Below are 17,771 nucleotides of genomic sequence, written 5' to 3'. Positions count from 1 at the left end.
AGCAGTGAGGCTGGTTAGTAGGCAAATCCGCTAACCGTAAGGCTGGGCTGTGATGGGGAGGGAAACTTTAAGTACCGAAGGTCATGATTTCACACTGCCAAGAAAAGCTTCTAGCCAGGCGAAGGTGCCCGTACCGCAAACCGACACAGGTGGGTGAGAAGAGAATTCTAAGGCGCGCGGAAGAACTCTCGTTAAGGAACTCGGCAAAATGACCCCGTAACTTCGGGAGAAGGGGTGCCTCGGTAGGGTGAATAGCCCGAGGGGGCCGCAGTGAAAAGGCCCAAGCGACTGTTTAGCAAAAACACAGGTCTGTGCGAAGCCGCAAGGCGAAGTATACGGGCTGACGCCTGCCCGGTGCTGGAAGGTTAAGAGGAGTGGTTAGGGGGTAACCCCGAAGCTATGAATTGAAGCCCCAGTAAACGGCGGCCGTAACTATAACGGTCCTAAGGTAGCGAAATTCCTTGTCAGGTAAATTCTGACCCGCACGAATGGCGTAACGACTTGGGCGCTGTCTCAACGAGAGATCCGGTGAAATTTTAATACCTGTGAAGATGCAGGTTACCCGCGACAAGACGGAAAGACCCCATGGAGCTTTACTGCAGCTTGATATTGGACTTTGGTACGATCTGTACAGGATAGGTGGGAGCCTTAGAAGCCTGAGCGCCAGCTTGGGTGGAGGCGCCGTTGGGATACCACCCTGATCGTATCGGAGTTCTAACCTGGTACCGTGATCCGGTATGGGGACAGTGTCAGGTGGGCAGTTTGACTGGGGCGGTCGCCTCCTAAAATGTAACGGAGGCGTTTAAAGGTTCCCTCAGAATGGTTGGAAATCATTCGCAGAGTGCAAAGGCATAAGGGAGCTTGACTGCGAGACCTACAAGTCGAGCAGGGACGAAAGTCGGACTTAGTGATCCGGTGGTACCGAATGGAAGGGCCATCGCTCAACGGATAAAAGCTACCCTGGGGATAACAGGCTTATCTCCCCCAAGAGTCCACATCGACGGGGAGGTTTGGCACCTCGATGTCGGCTCATCGCATCCTGGGGCTGAAGTAGGTCCCAAGGGTTGGGCTGTTCGCCCATTAAAGCGGTACGCGAGCTGGGTTCAGAACGTCGTGAGACAGTTCGGTCCCTATCTGTCGCGGGCGTAGGAAATTTGAGAGGAGCTGTCCTTAGTACGAGAGGACCGGGATGGACGTACCGCTGGTGTACCAGTTGTCTCGCCAGAGGCACCGCTGGGTAGCTATGTACGGAGGGGATAAGCGCTGAAAGCATCTAAGCGCGAAGCCCCCCTCAAGATGAGATTTCCCAGTATGTAAGACCCCTTGTAGACGACGAGGTTGATAGGTTCGAGGTGGAAGTGCGGCAACGTATGCAGCTGACGAATACTAATCGGTCGAGGGCTTAACCAAATAAACCTAAGAATCAAACCTTTACGCAAGTTTCGTATCTAGTTTTCAAGGCGCAAACACGCTTTGACTGTTTGGTGATGATGGCGGAGGGGACCCACGCGTTCCCATCTCGAACACGACCGTTAAGCCCTCCAGCGTCGATGGTACTTGAACCGCAGGGTTCTGGGAGAGTAGAACGTTGCCAAGCACAGATAAAGAACCTTTTTGAGAGAAATCTCAGAAAGGTTTTTTTGCATCTCCTAGGACAATTCTAAGGAGCGCCACAAGAGAACTGTAGGCCGTTATTTGATCTGATTTGGCCTCTGTCAGGTCTTAACAGTTAAGTGGAACTGCTGGCCCTTATTTCACCTAAAAAAAGCAGGCTTTTAGCCAAAATTAAATAGCGGATCGTAAATTCCATGAAGAGGATAATCGCTAGATTTTTCCAGAAATAGCGGAACGTAGTTCCAACTTGCTCAAGATGCGCGTACTCTCGAGAAGAGTAACTCGAAAGGCTGCTCAGCTGCAGAAAGTACATCAAAATCAACAGCCTCAGACTTATCTCAGCCCATTAGCTGCATTTTGTGCAGGTAATTCGACAAGAATCTACCCAAACGGGTCATTCCACCGTAAATGCCTGCACTTTTTACATCAAGGTTTGTTGGATTACATCAAAGCATTCAAAAAACCTGCACTTTTTACAGTTTCTGTAGAAAGTACAGGTCTATTTTTTATTGCAAATAACAAGAAGTTTCTTTCTCAGAAATCTTCATTAAACCAGTTTTCCGATAAGGACGGAATCGAAACAGCATCCAAAGCCGCGGCATGAGCATCCAGATATGAAAGATCATGAAATAAATCAACCAAGGAGTCGGAATCCAGGGATACAGGATCGTAATAAGGGATAGACCGATCCAGAATAGATGGAGCTGTACTTTGCCTACTAACCGAACCGACGCATGGCCATCCGGCAGTGAGCCGCACCAGAAAATTCCCCATCGATAGGACCAACCTCTCATGGCCATGCCTATGGTGAATTGAAAATAAGCCCGAACAAGCAGCGTATGGAACACAAGTAAGAGCGGATAGCTGACTATCAATGGGAGCCAGTTTGCGGGGTCAAATTTGAAGAATAAGGCCAAAGCGAGAATCAGGAAGTAAAGAATCCTTTTATACAAAGAATGATAAATGCGCTTCACTAAAGTATAACTATAAATAGTAGATTGTTTGGAGAGATTTGGTTCCTGTTTTGTTGACATGATGACCTCCGTAAGCCGGTTAACCTGATATAGAGGTAATATCGGCATATTCCTTCCAAGATATGAGCGTTTAGCTAGTTTAGGAGAATCGAGATTCGGATATACTAGTAGTAAAAGTACATGGGGTGATCATATGGAGGAGAACCGAATTGGGATATGTATGATCTGTGAGCAGCAGCGAAATGGCGGCATTCATATTATTACAGCTTTCATTTGTGATGAGTGCAGCGGTGAAATCGTCAAAACGAATGTGAGCGATCAGAAATATCCATTCTTCGTCAAACAGATGAAAAAAGCTTTTTACATGGGGAACTCAAAACAATATATGAACTAAATGAGAGAAGCTTCTGTCTGGAAGCTTTTTTGTTTTTTCTGCTTCAATCCACTACTATAAGGGTAGTAAGTAGAAAGTTCAAGGAGTCTATTCGCATGAGCAGCAATTACAATTCAGAGAAACAGTTCAAAGCACCACTATATGAAGCAATGGTAGCTCATCAAGCTAAAAATCCGGTAAGTCTGCATGTACCAGGCCACAAATCGGGTCAGGGGTTATTGGATGAAGGGGTACCCTTTTTTGAGCATATAATGTCAATTGATTTTACGGAAATAACAGGTCTGGATGATTTGCATCATGCAGAGGGTGTCATTATGGAGGCGGAACAGTTAGCCGCAGCTTGCTTTGGGGCAGAGGAATCCCACTTCCTCATTGGTGGCAGTACGGTGGGGAATATCGCCATGATTTCAGCCGTCTGTGAGAGGGGCGATGTCATTCTTGTCCAAAGAAATGTACATAAATCGGTTATTCACGGGTTAATGTTGGCAGGAGCGAGAGCTGTGTTCATTTCACCTTTCATTGATCCGCAAACGGGTGTTGCGACAAATGTACATATAGAAGCTGTGAAACAAGCGTTGCAACAATATCCGGAGGCAAATGCTTTATTTTTGACTAATCCCAACTATTATGGCATGGGTGTAAATTTAACACCTTTTGCCGAGTTGATGCATGCACAGGGGAAGATGCTTTTGGTGGATGAGGCCCATGGTGCTCACTACGGATTTCATCCGGAGGTACCAGCCTCTGCGCTGTCGCAGGGAGCGGATGCAGTCGTGCAGTCTACGCATAAAATGCTTACTGCGATGACGATGGGAGCCATGCTTCATTTGAAGGGGCCGCGTATGAACAGGGAAGCGATTCGCCGGCTTTTGGGGATGCTGCAAAGTTCAAGCCCTTCGTACCCGATCATGGCATCCTTAGATTTGGCGAGAAAAAGAATGCATACGGAAGGGGAAGCCTGGCTGTCGGGGGGGATTACGCTTGTTAAAGAATTTAGATCCCTACTAGACGAAATGAACCGATTTCATTACTTCCCTAAGGAATTCCCGTTATCTCGAAGTGAAGGATATGAGACGGCGGATCCCTTTAAAGTGGCCATTTGTGATGCGACACAAACTTTAAGTGCAGCGGAGCTCAAGGAAAGATTAGAGGAGCAGGGCATTTACGTAGAAATGACGGATGGCCGTCATGTGTTGCTTGTTTTCACACCGGCTACGAGCCGAGCGGATTTAGAAAGGGTTACTGGCGTGTTATCCAACATTTGTTTGGACGTTCCAGTACAAAAGAAGGAACTTCATGCGCCTATCTCGAATATACTTAAATTACCCTACTACACACAAATCTCTTCACCAATTGTTTTTGATCTGAGAGGAATCTCAAGAGAAGGGCGGGAAGTGGAAGCTTATCGACAGGTAAGCGTGGAGGATGCGGTTGGAAAGCGTTCTGCGGATATGGTGATCCCGTATCCACCAGGAATTCCTTATCTATACCCGGGTGAAGTTATTAAGGATACCGTGGCTGAGGCTTTACTACAATTAGCGGCAAACGGAATCAAGTTTCAAGGTACGGAATTTGGGCAGACACACAAGTTAAAGATATACACATAAACTATTATATGGACTGGTAAAGCAGCACGCAGGAGGAAGAGTGAACGGAATTTTCATTACTTTTGAAGGACCGGACGGTTCCGGAAAAACGACGCAGCTCAAGAAATTAGGTGAAGAGCTTAAGAAATTAGGACATGATGTTCTGGTGACGAGAGAACCAGGGGGAACAGCAATCAGCGATAAGATTCGCAGTATTATTCTTGATCCTGTGAATGAAGAAATGGTCGATCAAGCGGAAGTGCTGCTATACGCGGCATCCCGAGCGCAGCATGTGCATCAGTTAATTTTGCCGGCACTAGAAGCTGGGCGCATTGTCCTGTGCGATCGTTTCATTGATGCAAGTGTTGCGTATCAGGGATACGGATTAGGCTTGGATGTTGAGCAAGTCAAAGCGATTTCATGCTATGCAAGCTCAAGCTTACAAGCGACTCGAACATTCATTCTGGATGTTCCCGTAGAAGTCAGTATGGCGCGATTGCATCAAAGAGCATCAGGCGCAACAACGGCAGCGGAACAGCTGGATCGCATCGAACAGAAACATATGGATTACCACAGCCGGGTAAGGGAAGGATTCCACCAGATCGCATCCGATCATCCTGAGCGCGTAAGAGTGATTGACGCTAACCGCAGTGTAGAGGAGATTGCAGCAGATATTTGGAGCCAGTGTAACCGTTTGCTTGAGGAACATTTTGCTTAGGAACATTTTTCCTTGAGAAGCAGAGAATCCATTCTTAGTTTATAATAAGAGGAGGCAACCCCTATGAAACTAGTCGTAGCTGTTGTACAAGATAAGGACAGTAACCGTCTCTCCAATGCGTTAATTAAAGAAGGATTTCGCGCTACGAAGCTGGCAAGTACAGGCGGTTTTCTACGCGCAGGAAATACGACTTTCATGATCGGTACGGAAGATGAGAGAGTGCAAGAGGTCATGCAGGTCATTCGCGCCAATTGCAAAATTCGGGAACAGCTTGTTACACCGGTTTCTCCAATGGGAGGAACGACAGATTCTTATATTCCTTTCCCAGTGGAAGTCCAAGTGGGTGGAGCCGCGGTATTCGTATTGCCGGTTGAACGCTTCGAGCATTACTAAATTATAGATGACCTAATTAAGGATGGATGCGTCTTGAAAATTAATCCGGGGTGGCAGCCCATTGGGAAGAACGTCAAAGTGAATGAGAACGTACCGCCGCCACAGATGGCCCCCCGGAATTTCTCTGACATAATGCAGCAGCAGGATGAGAAATTTACGCAGGAGCAATTGTCCAAAATGGTGCAGCAGATTACGCTGCAAGGCGACCGTCTTTCACGGGGGATGACCGTAAGAGAGCTTCTCCAGTATAAATTGTTGATTAAACAATTCCTGGAGGAGACGGCTCGCCGAGGTGTCAATTTGCGAGATACAAAGGGCTGGGATCGTCGCGGCCGTTCGAAGCGATACAAGCTTTTGGAAGAAATCGATCAAGAGCTCCTCACGTTAGCGGATGAATTGCTGGAGAGCGAGCAAGGTCGTATTGAGATTTTGCAAAAAATCGGAGAAATCCGGGGTATGTTGATTAACTTGTTATTTTAGGATGGTGCCATAGCGAATGTCCTTCCAGACCATACCGGGGCAAGCAGCGGCAAAGCAACTTCTGCAGAACGGGCTGCGACAAGACAAGCTGTCACACGCCTATATATTTAGCGGGCCTGTTGGGACAGGGCGTTCCGAAATGGCAATAGCCTTGGCGAAAGCGATTTATTGTCAGCACGGAACGGATGACGCTTGCGGTGAGTGCTTGGAGTGCCGCAAGGTGGAGCACAGCAATCATCCCGATCTGCATATCGTTGCACCTGAAGGCGCCTCAATCAAGATTGAGCAAATTCGGGAGCTTCAGAAGGAATTTGCTTACCGTGCGACAGCTTCCGGCACGAAAATATATATTCTGCACCATGCAGAGAAAATGACCGTACAGGCAGCAAATAGCCTTTTGAAATTTTTAGAAGAACCAACTTCCCGAGTCGTGGCTATTCTCATCACGGAGAATGGAAACGCCTTATTACCAACGATTCAGTCGAGGGCACAGTGGATTCAATTCACTCCGATGGCCCGTGAGCAAATGGTGCTGGCGCTGTTGGAAGAAGGATTTCCAGCTGCTCTTGTGCAGCCTGCAGCACATTTAACGGCAGGATTACAAGCAGCCAGGGAGTTAATCGGTGCGAATTGGTTTGCAGAAATGAGAACCGTAATGTTACAATTAGCGAAGGAGACGCTCACACGTTTTCCTACTTCTATGATTACGGTTCAGCAACGAATTGTGAAATCAGAACTTGCAGAACACATGTCGAGTCTTTTCGATTTGTTGATTCTCTGGTTTAAAGATATGGTGCAACTGCGCCTTGAGCGCAGGGACAGGCTTGTATATAATGACCAGCTAGACTGGATGAGCTCCCTAGCGTTCAGCCGGGATGTCTCAGTCTGGGTGCGTATGATGGAGCAAGCCGTAGATTTACAAAAGCGACTGCGCTTCAACGCCAACTCTCAGCTGGTTATAGAGAAAATGCTCGTGGAGATGCAGGGGGTGTAAGATGTATTCGGTTGTAGGGGTCCGCTTCAAAAAAGCGGGTAAAATATATTATTTTGATCCAATCGATTTGCCGATTGAGCAAGAAAGTGCCGTTATTGTTGAAACCGCTCGCGGTGTGGAATATGGCAAAGTCGTAGTGGGCAAGAAGATTGTCAAAGAAAATGATGTCGTTCTTCCACTCAAAAAGGTCATTCGCATCGCGGATGATTCGGATGCTGACTTGGTTGAAGAGAATAAGAAAGCAGCCAAAGATGCCTTCCAAACGTGCCACGACAAGATTAGAGATCATAGTCTTAAGATGAAGCTTGTGGACGTAGAGTATACCTTTGACCGCAATAAAATTATTTTTTATTTTACAGCTGAGGGGCGCGTTGATTTCCGGGAACTCGTGAAAGATTTGGCGAGCATTTTCCGGACAAGAATCGAACTGCGTCAAATTGGCGTGCGGGATGAAGCCAAAATGTTAGGCGGTATTGGTCCGTGTGGGCGGATTCTATGCTGTTCATCGTTTTTAGGTGATTTTGAACCGGTATCCATCAAGATGGCCAAAGATCAGAATTTATCGCTCAATCCGACGAAGATTTCGGGTTTATGCGGCCGGTTAATGTGCTGCTTGAAGTACGAACATGATAATTATGAAAGTGCGAAGGACTCTCTGCCAACCGTTGGAAGGCATGTGATCACTTCTTTTGGTAATGGTAAAGTACTAGGGTTAAATATCAGTGAGCGTACCGCGAAGGTTCAATTATTCGACCTTGGTAAAGCACTTGATTTACCTTTCGATGATGTAGTTGAACAAGAGTAGCGGCAAAGGATCCAAGGAGGCGCTGGCCAGTAAGCATGCATGGCACTAGAGGTGAAAGCGTGGATAAACAGGATATTTTTGGACAAATAGATGGGATCGAAGAACGAATGGGTGCCACTTATGCCGAGTTGGGTGCCTTAAAGAAACAAATCATTATACTCATCGAAGAAAATAAGAGACTAAGCATAGAAAATCAGCAACTGCGCAAGTTGATTCGACAAGAGGAGACGACGGTCGAACAGCCTGTCGGAGAGGCGGAGGAAACGGTTTCGTTACCGGGAGCCGGATATGATAATTTGACCCGCTTGTACAATGAAGGATTTCACATATGCAATGTGTATTATGGACACCTTCGGACCGAGGGAGATTGTTTGTTTTGCTTATCCTTTTTAAATAAATAAGTGTGTTTGACCGTAGGGGTTTATGCCTTACGGTTTTTTTCCATAGATGAGCGAGAATTAGAAAGGAAATGAAGAACAACGTATGGTGCCTTTACGACCGACTGAAAGAATTGATGATTTATTAACGTATGATTTAAAAATAATTCAAAGCGAGGAAGTGTTCAGCTTTTCGATGGATGCTGTCCTGCTTGGCCGATTTTGCAGTTTGCCGCCGAAAGGGCGGGTTATCGACTTATGTACAGGCAACGGTGTGGTGCCGCTGCTCTTATCTACTCGAACTAAGGCAGATATTTGGGGCGTCGAAATCCAGGAGAGACTTGCGGATATGGCGGTTCGCAACGCTTTGCTAAATGATTTGGGCGAAAGACTGCATATGATACAAGGCGATTTAAAGACGATTCATGGCACTTTAGGCCACGGCCAATTCGATGCTGTAACAGTGAATCCGCCTTATCTGCCTGTTCCAAATGGGGAGCAGAACGTGAATGAGCATTTTGCGGCAGCGCGTCATGAAATCCACTGTAACTTGGAGGATGTAATTGCTGCGTGTGCGAAGCTGGTCAAAGCAGGCGGTAAAGTAGCCATGGTTCACCGGGCAACGCGCTTGGTTGATATTATCAGTTTAATGAGGAGCTACCGTCTGGAGCCGAAAAGAATTCGCTACGTGCACGCACGCGCTGGGGAAGAGGCGATGATGGTGCTAATTGAGGGAATGAAGGATGGCAAACCGGAAGTTCGTACACTGCCTCCGCTCATTGTTTATGACGAGAACCAGGAGTACTGTAAGGAATTGAAGGAAATTTATTATGGGGGCAGAGCTTCCTTAGAGTTTTCATAAAAATAAATATTAGGGTATATGGAAGCATATGACTAAAGTGAAGAGGGACAAACCGTGGGCATAAATGTGCAAAAAAGTTATCGCGAGGACGGAAACACCTCGGGTACGCTCTACCTGGTTGCCACACCGATCGGCAACCTCGAAGACATGACCTTTCGGGCGGTTCGCATCCTCAAGGAAGTGAACCTGATTGCCGCCGAAGATACGCGGCAAACCCGCAAGCTGCTGACGCACTTCGAAATCGCTACGCGAATCGTCAGCTATCACGAACACAACAAGCAGGCAAGCGGCCCCGAACTCGTCCGCTTGCTGCTTGAAGGTCAAAGCATCGCGTTAGTCAGCGATGCCGGACTTCCGGCCATCTCCGATCCAGGTTATGACCTGGTGAGGATGGCCGTAGAGCAGGGCGCGCCGGTGGTGCCTGTTCCCGGCGCGAATGCGGCCCTGTCGGCGCTGATTGCATCAGGCCTGCCGACAGAGCGGTTTGCCTTCGTCGGATTTCTCCCCCGGGAGAAAAAGGATCAGACGAAGGTGTTGGAACGGCTGCAGCACGTGCAGGACACGCTGCTGTTCTATGAATCGCCGCACCGCGTCGACAAAACACTTGCCCGCATGGCGGAAGTGTGGGGGCCGGAGCGCCGGGTGTGTCTCGCCCGCGAGCTGACGAAGCGGTACGAGGAGTTTCTGCGGGGCACGATTGCCGAGTGCCTCGAGCATCTCGCGCAGCACCCGCCACAGGGCGAGTACTGCGTGATCGCTGAAGGTGCGTCGGCAGAGAGCGCCAAAGAAGCCGCCGACGGTTGGTGGGAGGCGATGTCGCTTAGCGAGCATGTCGAGCACTATGAGGGGCAGGGCAGTGACCGAAAGGAAGCGATGAAGCAGGTTGCGAGCGATCGTGGACTATCCAAGCGGGATGTTTACAACGCATTGCTTGAGCGCTAAGCGCTCGGGCGGTGTAACGTGTTGGCTGACTGGAGTGCTGTAAAGTTACTAGCGTTACTTCTTTGAGGGAACTACAAGCCGCTAAGTGAGGGCAAAACTCGTGTTTAGCACTTGAAGGGGAACTATAGGGCGTTATTTTGCTTAAGTTAGACGGTTATCGAGTCTGATTTGCGAAATAGCGGATCATAGTTCTCTCATCTTTGCTCCGTGGGTGTGGGGTCAGTGCCAGGGTCCGCGCTGCGGAAGAAGTCCAGACAAAAAAAGATCTCTAATCCGTGGCCGAAGCCAACAAATTAGAGATTAGAGGAGATATGAAAAAGGTTAGAATTACCAATAGGATAAGTGCTACTTCTATTATATACTATTTTTCTTATTTTGTCACAGGTGTTGGCATTTCCGCTAAACAAATATGACAAACAATTTTTCCCTTAAAGTAAGAGACGCCTTCAGCGTTGCCACAGAAGATACAAGCAGGCTCATATTTCTTAAGCATGATACGCTCGCCATCTACGTAAATTTCAAGAGCGTCTTTCTCGCCAATTCCAAGTGTACGGCGAAGTTCAATTGGAATAACGACACGCCCCAATTCGTCAACTTTTCTTACAATGCCCGTAGATTTCATCATATATATAAACCCCTTTCGATTTTATAAAAATTTTATCAATATCGTCATGTTTCGACATATCTCTTAAACTAATGATACCAACCATTCCCAAAATAGTCAACCATATTTTCGCTAGTTTGGGCCCGGAAGCAATATTTTTTTGAAATCTGATCACATCTGAAAAGAGAGGAAAAGCCAAGTAGAATAAGGATTTGTAAATAATATATTACTATTTGATGTGAGAAAAGGTGGATTTAACCAATCTAATTAAGTGGATGAAAGCAATGAAAAATTGGTATTAGTAAATTCGACAAATTACGACATATGTGTCGACATGATGGTGTGAAATGTCGAAAAGATGTAGAATTTTAATAAAGAGAGGTTGTGATTGAATGAAGGAAGAGAAGGTTTTTAAAGATCCCGTTCATAAATACATTTACGTGCAGGATAACACGATCTGGGATTTGATTAATACGCGAGAGTTCCAGAGGCTGCGTCGCATCCGGCAGTTAGGAACCTCTTATTTAACTTTTCATGGGGCCGAGCATAGCCGTTTCTCGCACTCGCTTGGTGTGTACGAGATCACGCGCAAAATTATTTCCCAATTCGAACGCAACCAATATGAAGATTGGCCGAAGGAAGAGCGTTTGATCTGTCTTTGTGCGGCACTCTTGCACGATTTGGGGCATGGGCCTTTCTCCCATTCCATTGAGAAGGCTTTTGGAACCCGACATGAGGATTGGTCTTGTAAAATTGTGTTGGGGGATACGGAGGTCAATAAAGTTTTGAGCCGGGTCTCACCTGATTTCCCCAAAAAAGTGGCGGGAGTCATTTGCAAATCCTACAATGAAGAAATTGTTGTAAGCCTGGTGTCGTCTCAATTGGACGCCGATCGGATGGACTACCTGTTGAGAGATGCGTATTTCACGGGTGTTAATTACGGGACGTTCGATCTGGAACGTATTCTCCGAGTTATTCGGCCCTATCGTGGGCATATTGTCGTTAAAGAAAGCGGTATGCATGCTGTAGAAGATTATTTAATGTCACGCTATCAGATGTATTGGCAGGTCTATTTCCATCCAGTGACTCGGAGTGCGGAAATTCTGCTGCACAAAATCTTTGCGCGCGCCAAACATTTATATGAAGATAACTATACGTTTGGTTTTATGACAGATCCGATCCTGCATCTGATTCAGAATAAGATTTCACTTGAGGATTATTTACTTCTCGACGAATCTGTGATGCAGGCGATGTTAACGTTTTGGATGAGCGAAAAGGATCCTATCCTTGCTGATATGTGCAAACGATTCTTAGACCGCAAATTGTATAAATACAGTACCTTTGATGAGTCGAATCAGCGAATGGTTCAGCTTATGGAGAAAGTAATGGCCGAGGTTGGGCTCGATCCAATCTATTACATGGAAATTGATTTCCCGTCGAATCAATCCTATGATGTGTACAGGCCGGGGGAGACGGAGGATAATTTGCCGATTCTGCTTTTGGATCATAAAGAGACGCTGACCGAAATCACCCACCGCTCGGAGATCGTTCAGTCGATTAGCGGCTTTCAAATGGGTAAGCATCATGTTTATTACCCGGAGGAGTTGCTTGAGCGTCTGAATGCTTCTGAATATCCGGAGCTATGGGAGATGCTAGGCGAGCAGGAATAATACATAAGAGGAAGTAAGGAGAAGAACATGCTAACAGACTCACATACTCATTTAAATGCAGAACAATTTCAGGAAGATCAGGACGAGGTTATACAACGGGCTCGTGAAGCCGGTGTTACTAGAATGGTGAATGTTGGCTTTAACCGAGAGACAATTCCTAGTTCAATAGCTCTTGCTGAAAAATATGATTTTATCTATACAACAGTGGGGTGGCACCCTGTCGATGCGATTGACATGATGCCGGGAGATTTGGAATGGATCGAATCGCTGTGTCAACACGAAAAAGTGGTGGCAATCGGCGAAATCGGACTTGATTACTATTGGGATAAATCGCCTAAAGAAGTACAGCAGCGAGTTTTCCGGGAGCAAATCAGGTTGGCGCGCAAGCTTCAAATGCCGATTGTGATTCATAACCGGGATGCGCATCAGGATATTTTGACCATTTTAAAAGAAGAGAAAGCAGCTGAAGTCGGGGGGATCATGCATTGCTTTTCGGGGAGCTGGGAGACGGCCAAGCAGTGTTTGGATATGAATTTCCATATTTCCTTTGGGGGACCTGTCACTTTCAAAAATGCAAAACAACCCAAGGAAGTGCTCGCGCAGGTTCCTTTGGACCGCTTACTCATAGAGACGGACGCTCCTTACTTGACCCCGCATCCTTTCCGCGGCAAGCGCAATGAATCGGCTTATGTTCGGTTGGTGGCCGAAACCGCCGCGGAAATTAAGGGCATAAGTCTGGAAGAACTTGCAGAAATAACGACAAACAACGCCATTGCCTTGTTAGGTCTCAAGTAAAGCATTCTTTGCAAATTTTCGTCGTAGAAATACTCCACAGGTGAGTGAGATAAAGAGGAAGCCGATGAGCGGCACGACTATGTAGATAAGTGAAGATCGAATCATGAACGGAATCGAAAGCATACATAACTCTAGCAGCAAGGCTGACCAAATGATGAAGGCTAAGGAGCCGGCTTTCAACTGCCGGTTAAGCGGGTACATGTCGAGCCAAAAGGTATAGCGGTGTGAACGCTCAAGTGGCGTAAGTTGAACCATGGAAATGATCAAAGCGATGAAGAAGATGAGCAGTCTCGCTGTGCTGCTGCTTGAAACGGCGATGGCTAATGTGCCCAGTAAGGATATACGTAAGACAATCGCGAATAGCTCCGTACGTAGAAATGTTTTCATATATATGTAGAGATAGGCAGCATCTTGTTTAAAAGGAATAAATCTTGTGACCCCGCTGATCCAGCTTCGGCGGGCTATTCGTGTTCCCAATTGCGGAACATCCACGAACCAGTTGAAAAAGGCATATAATCGCGCTTGCTGCTGCCTTTCCTTCGCAATGAGATAATCCCACCCGATGTAGTATTTGGATACGTAATGCGTAGCAGTTAACCAAGCCAGTGTAAGTACAAGAGCAGCTCCGCTTGCCCAGAGGACGCTTGTCAGAAATTGCAGAGAAATCAGGACAACTGTTGCCAGCCAGCGGAAGCTAACGGAAATCCTTCTTGCGCGCTCATTAGTAAATCGGCTTTCTTGCCAGCTGGCCAATAAATGGCCTACCTTCATTAATAGAAGCAAAGCAAGCATCCATAAGAAATGCTGCTCATCGCGGCCTAGGCAGTGATGATACAAGGGCCATAGGACAACCCATGCCAGAAATGTCCAGAATGCTTGCAGCACTAGGCTGTACATGAATCCGCCGCGGAAGTAAGGACCCATCTGATGTTCAACGCGCAGTAGAAACATACGGTCTGCGCTTCTAGCTAGCGTGCGAATGGGGCTTGAGGCTAACAATGGTACCAGCAGCAAAAGGACGATCCACAGATAGGGATAATCTGTCGGAAGGCGCTGTAGTATTTTTGCATAATAATAGGAAGAAAGGATGACAAGAAATAGCAGGAAGCCGAAAAAATTGCTGCGCGCTGCATACTGCAGGTAACCCATGGATTCCTTCATATAATGCTCAAATCTCTTCTGCCATAGGGCACGGGTATCCATGTCCATCGCCTTCATACTAATTCTCCTTTTACAAGTTTATAAAAGATGTCGTCCAATGACGCTTGCTGGAGCCCTGTCTGCTGACGCAATTCGACTAAATCGCCTTGAGCGACCATATGTCCTTTGTGAAGGACGACATAGTTATCGCAATATTTTTCAATCGTAGACAAAATATGCGAGGATATGAGAAATGACGCGCCGCGTCGCTTCATTTTGACCATCAACTCCAGTAATGAGCGGATAGCCAGCGGATCGAGCCCGAGAAAAGGCTCATCAATGATGTAGAGGGAAGGTTCGATCAGGAACGCATTCATGATCATGACCTTTTGCTTCATCCCTTTGGATAAATGGCTTGCGAAAGAGTTAAGCTTGTCCTGCATGTGAAACTGCTCGAGCAGCGCTTGAGAGCGGGAGAGATAGTCATCTTTCGTTAAGCCGTAAGCCATGGCGGTTAACTCCAGATGCTCGCGAATCGTAAGCTCTTCATATAGCTCTGGACTTTCGGGCACATAAGCGTAAGTGGCATGGTAAGGCAGCGGATCTTCGGCTAACGTCAAACCGTTAATTTTAATTGAACCCCTTTGCGGTTGAAGCAATCCAAGGATGTTCTTGATGGTCGTACTTTTTCCTGCGCCATTCAGTCCGATTAATCCCATCATTTCACCCTGACGGATGGAAAATGTGAGGTCGTGAAGAACAGGTTTATTTGGTAAATATCCCCCGAATAAAGCGTCAACTTGTAATATGGGACCCATCTCAGTGCCTCCCTAAATATCTAATTATTGGAATTTATACATAGGTTTCATACCTGATAATTATAAACAAATTTAGATTCGAAGCCTAGTTTAAGAGTGAAAACACGAAGAAACTTAGTATTCGTACGTTATAATGAGTTAAATGTAGATAAAAGGTGGTTTTATCTTGAAAATAAGCTATTTTTAATCGATTTAGCCCTTTTTAGTAGGTGTTAATCCCTTTACAGGCAGAGATTAACAGCGTAATATACTTTTCATAATAACTTAATAACCAATTTGCCATTTTTCCATTCGCTGAGTTCCAATTATGGGAACGGGGGAACCACTGTTAGCTTATAAAGCGGTATCGCTGACGAAGTAAACAGAGTGAGTAACAGGGGTGAATCTTGGACGTTGAACGTAAGTTTACGTCTGAGTAGGGCGACTCTCACGTCCGAATCCGTCAGCTAACCTCGTAAGCGTAAGAGAGGTAACGATTGTCGTGCGTGCTATTTGTGTATTTTTACTATGCAAACTAAGCCAGCGAGAAGAGTCCTCTTCTTGCTGGCTTTTTGTCCCCATAAGGACCTTTAACTGTTTCGGACGACTATTCGTAACCCGGAATTCATAGGATGATGAATAGCAAAGCGGGGTGGGACGACCAGAACGCAGCTGTTTCCAAACAACTGCCGATGGACGACACGTTAAGTTAAATTAAAAACCTTAGTCGCGTCAAATTTAATCATGCTGTAACCTGGCGGCGAGGCTTTGAAGGAGGACCGAAGAAGTGGGCAGTATCTCTTTTAGCGAGACCCATGTAAAACGATCATCCAGCATGTCCTTCGCATTGCGATGGAAGCATGAAAACTTGCGTTTGATTTTAAGCCTGGCTATAATCTCAATCGCAATGACTTTCATGTTTTTGGTGTTGTTGTACGGTACGGCTACCAAGAGCGTATCCGTGGTTGTGAATGGACAAGAAACCGTTGTGCACACGAAGCAATGGGTCCTGCAACGCCTACTGGATGAACAAGCCATAACGATTGGTGAACACGATGAAATATCTGCAGACCCTACGGCTACAATCAAGGGCGGGGACAAATTCGTCATCGAACACGCTTCTCCAATTCAATTGACTGCTGATGGAAAGACCACCACTGTTTACACAACTGCAAGAACGGTTGAAAGTGCATTGCAACGTTTACATATTGCACTTGGGGAGCACGATAAGCTGACTCCCGAACCGACAGCCTCTTTAAGCTCAGGCGATGAAATCAAAATCGTCCGTGTGAAAAAAGAGACGGAAGAAGTAACAGAACCGATTGCATTCGACACGGAAAAGAAAAATGATGCATCGTTGCTTAAGGGTAAAGAGCAGGTCGTTCAAGAAGGTAAAGAGGGCGTACTTCTGAAAAAGAAAGAAAAGACTTACGAAGATGGCGTATTAGTTGCAGAAGCTGTTGTAGGTCAAGAAGTACAGGAACAAAGCGTTAAAAAAGTTGTGTCCGTTGGCACGAAAAATCCCGTTGTCGTTCTGTCGGCATCATCCCCTAGCGTGGATGAGGTCTCTAAGAATGGTGTAACATTTGGGTATAAACAAATCCTCAAGAACGTGAAACTCACGGCTTATTCAGCGGGAGCCGATTCGACAGGGAAAGCCGAAGGAACTCCTGGGTATGGGAAGACGTATACAGGAACGACAGTTACTGAGGGCAGAACGATTGCGGTAGATCCGAAAGTTATCCCACTGGGATGGTGGGTTTACATTGAGGGCGTTGGCTTCCGTCGTGCTGAAGATATTGGCAGTGGTGTGAAAGGCCAAATGATCGATGTGTACTTTGAAGATCATGGCTACGCCAATAAATTCGGAACGAAACAAGGGTATACGGTCTATGTCGTAGGACCGAAAAAGCCGTCTGAAAATTAACGTGTAAACGTCTGTTTCAGCGGGAACAATGTCAATATACGTTGCCAGGCAAGCAGCCTGGGCGAAAGAAGAGGGAATCCCTCTTCTTTTTCTGCGTACTGGGAAGGGAACCGATTATGATTAAAGAAGTCATCGTCGTTGAAGGCAAGGACGACACGGCCGCTATTCGCCGAGCCGTCGAGGCGGATACGATAGAGACAGGCGGCTCAGCCATCGGGCAAGCCGTATTGAAGCGAATAGCCCTCGCGCAGCAGCGCAGAGGCGTCATTATCTTTACGGATCCGGATCACGCAGGTGAGCGGATACGGAAGATTGTGGCAGCCAAGGTGCCTGGCTGCAAGCATGCCTTTATCACGCAGGCGCAGGCCGAATATAAGGGCGACATCGGCGTCGAGAACGCAGCGCCGGAGATTGTCCGGGAGGCGCTCCAGAACCTGCGGACAGAGTACGACGGGGCTGTCTCGCAGCTTACCATGGAGGATCTCATAGCCGCAGGGCTGATCGTTCATCCGGAGGCGGCTTCCAGGAGGCTCGTTGTTGGCAATGCCCTGGGTATCGGTTACTGCAATGGCAAACAATTTTATAAGCGATGTGCGATGTTCCAGATCTCACGTGAGGAATTTGAGGCAGCCTTGGAGCATCTGGAGCCGAAGATATAGTAAAGTAAGGAATAACAGTGGAATTCGGAATTCAGAACCT

18 protein-coding genes, 2 rRNA genes and 1 riboswitch (1 of these 21 cut by a window edge) are annotated in these 17,771 nt (G+C 46.8%); of the genes, 16 read left to right on the top strand and 4 right to left on the bottom strand.

Annotated features, from left to right (window positions below; translation table 11 throughout):
- Nucleotides 1-1,410: ribosomal RNA gene (locus ACUN27_RS37125) — 23S ribosomal RNA — on the top strand (it extends 1,508 nt beyond the left edge of the window).
- Nucleotides 1,411-1,480: 70 nt separating this feature from the next.
- A 5S ribosomal RNA gene (rrf, locus tag ACUN27_RS37120) occupies nucleotides 1,481-1,597 on the top strand.
- A gap of 523 nt (nucleotides 1,598-2,120) precedes the next feature.
- On the opposite strand, the gene ACUN27_RS37115 is transcribed toward rrf, so the two are convergent.
- Entirely contained in the window at nucleotides 2,121-2,648 is a 528-nt protein-coding gene (locus tag ACUN27_RS37115) for a hypothetical protein (RefSeq protein ID WP_315955932.1), read from the bottom strand.
- Nucleotides 2,649-2,781: 133 nt separating this feature from the next.
- Here ACUN27_RS37115 and ACUN27_RS37110 point away from each other — a divergent pair, with 133 nt between their 5' ends.
- From ACUN27_RS37110 to rsmI, 10 genes are all read left to right on the top strand, one after another.
- Nucleotides 2,782-2,982 (top strand): sigma factor G inhibitor Gin, encoded by a 201-nt coding sequence (locus ACUN27_RS37110; protein ID WP_315955933.1) that lies wholly within the window; start codon nucleotides 2,782-2,784, stop codon nucleotides 2,980-2,982.
- A gap of 95 nt (nucleotides 2,983-3,077) precedes the next feature.
- Nucleotides 3,078-4,589, top strand: a complete 1,512-nt coding sequence (locus tag ACUN27_RS37105; RefSeq protein ID WP_445560574.1) for an aminotransferase class I/II-fold pyridoxal phosphate-dependent enzyme — start codon at nucleotides 3,078-3,080, stop codon at nucleotides 4,587-4,589.
- Between the two features lie 40 nt (nucleotides 4,590-4,629).
- Entirely contained in the window at nucleotides 4,630-5,286 is a 657-nt protein-coding gene (tmk, locus tag ACUN27_RS37100; RefSeq protein WP_445560573.1) for a dTMP kinase, read from the top strand.
- A 63-nt stretch (nucleotides 5,287-5,349) separates the two neighbouring features.
- Complete coding sequence (locus ACUN27_RS37095; protein ID WP_079417169.1) at nucleotides 5,350-5,679, top strand: cyclic-di-AMP receptor; 330 nt, start codon at nucleotides 5,350-5,352, stop codon at nucleotides 5,677-5,679.
- A 33-nt stretch (nucleotides 5,680-5,712) separates the two neighbouring features.
- Entirely contained in the window at nucleotides 5,713-6,159 is a 447-nt protein-coding gene (locus ACUN27_RS37090; RefSeq protein ID WP_315955936.1) for a YaaR family protein, read from the top strand.
- A gap of 16 nt (nucleotides 6,160-6,175) precedes the next feature.
- On the top strand, nucleotides 6,176-7,153 hold the full coding sequence (holB, locus tag ACUN27_RS37085) for a DNA polymerase III subunit delta' (RefSeq protein ID WP_326063477.1): 978 nt from the start codon (nucleotides 6,176-6,178) through the stop codon (nucleotides 7,151-7,153).
- A gap of 1 nt (nucleotide 7,154) precedes the next feature.
- Entirely contained in the window at nucleotides 7,155-7,958 is an 804-nt protein-coding gene (locus ACUN27_RS37080; RefSeq protein WP_127457118.1) for a PSP1 domain-containing protein, read from the top strand.
- 59 nt (nucleotides 7,959-8,017) lie between these two features.
- On the top strand, nucleotides 8,018-8,359 hold the full coding sequence (gene yabA, locus ACUN27_RS37075) for a DNA replication initiation control protein YabA (protein ID WP_127457119.1): 342 nt from the start codon (nucleotides 8,018-8,020) through the stop codon (nucleotides 8,357-8,359).
- Nucleotides 8,360-8,441: 82 nt separating this feature from the next.
- On the top strand, nucleotides 8,442-9,197 hold the full coding sequence (locus ACUN27_RS37070) for a tRNA1(Val) (adenine(37)-N6)-methyltransferase (protein ID WP_315955938.1): 756 nt from the start codon (nucleotides 8,442-8,444) through the stop codon (nucleotides 9,195-9,197).
- 54 nt (nucleotides 9,198-9,251) lie between these two features.
- The gene (rsmI, locus tag ACUN27_RS37065; RefSeq protein WP_445560572.1) at nucleotides 9,252-10,139 is read left to right on the top strand and encodes a 16S rRNA (cytidine(1402)-2'-O)-methyltransferase; all 888 of its coding nucleotides are present in this window, start codon (nucleotides 9,252-9,254) and stop codon (nucleotides 10,137-10,139) included.
- A gap of 370 nt (nucleotides 10,140-10,509) precedes the next feature.
- Here rsmI and ACUN27_RS37060 read toward each other — a convergent pair whose 3' ends face one another.
- A complete protein-coding gene (locus ACUN27_RS37060; protein ID WP_127457122.1) occupies nucleotides 10,510-10,764 on the bottom strand; it encodes an AbrB/MazE/SpoVT family DNA-binding domain-containing protein in 255 nt (84 codons plus the stop codon).
- 371 nt (nucleotides 10,765-11,135) lie between these two features.
- Here ACUN27_RS37060 and ACUN27_RS37055 point away from each other — a divergent pair, with 371 nt between their 5' ends.
- Entirely contained in the window at nucleotides 11,136-12,413 is a 1,278-nt protein-coding gene (locus ACUN27_RS37055) for an HD domain-containing protein (RefSeq protein WP_445560571.1), read from the top strand.
- 27 nt (nucleotides 12,414-12,440) lie between these two features.
- Nucleotides 12,441-13,208, top strand: a complete 768-nt coding sequence (locus tag ACUN27_RS37050) for a TatD family hydrolase (protein ID WP_315955940.1) — start codon at nucleotides 12,441-12,443, stop codon at nucleotides 13,206-13,208.
- On the opposite strand, the gene ACUN27_RS37045 is transcribed toward ACUN27_RS37050, so the two are convergent.
- Both ACUN27_RS37045 and ACUN27_RS37040 read right to left on the bottom strand, forming a co-directional pair.
- Nucleotides 13,194-14,426, bottom strand: a complete 1,233-nt coding sequence (locus ACUN27_RS37045; protein ID WP_326063472.1) for an ABC transporter permease — start codon at nucleotides 14,424-14,426, stop codon at nucleotides 13,194-13,196. The genes ACUN27_RS37050 and ACUN27_RS37045 overlap by 15 nt on opposite strands.
- Nucleotides 14,423-15,166 carry an ABC transporter ATP-binding protein gene (locus ACUN27_RS37040; protein WP_445560570.1) on the bottom strand — a complete coding sequence of 248 codons (744 nt, stop codon included), beginning with the start codon at nucleotides 15,164-15,166 and terminating at the stop codon, nucleotides 14,423-14,425. Before ACUN27_RS37040 ends, ACUN27_RS37045 begins: the two co-directional genes overlap by 4 nt.
- A gap of 282 nt (nucleotides 15,167-15,448) precedes the next feature.
- A riboswitch (cyclic di-AMP (ydaO/yuaA leader) is annotated at nucleotides 15,449-15,642 on the top strand.
- Between the two features lie 338 nt (nucleotides 15,643-15,980).
- Here ACUN27_RS37040 and ACUN27_RS37035 point away from each other — a divergent pair.
- A complete protein-coding gene (locus tag ACUN27_RS37035) occupies nucleotides 15,981-17,072 on the top strand; it encodes a ubiquitin-like domain-containing protein (RefSeq protein ID WP_445560705.1) in 1,092 nt (363 codons plus the stop codon).
- Nucleotides 17,073-17,188: 116 nt separating this feature from the next.
- Nucleotides 17,189-17,731, top strand: a complete 543-nt coding sequence (gene rnmV / locus ACUN27_RS37030; protein ID WP_157324505.1) for a ribonuclease M5 — start codon at nucleotides 17,189-17,191, stop codon at nucleotides 17,729-17,731.
- The last annotated feature ends 40 nt before the right edge of the window (nucleotides 17,732-17,771 follow it).

The sequence above is a fragment of the Paenibacillus sp. WC2504 genome, from assembly GCF_052682475.1.
The sequence above is the reverse complement of the archived record's forward strand: the minus strand, read 5'-3'. Positions and strand labels throughout refer to the sequence as shown.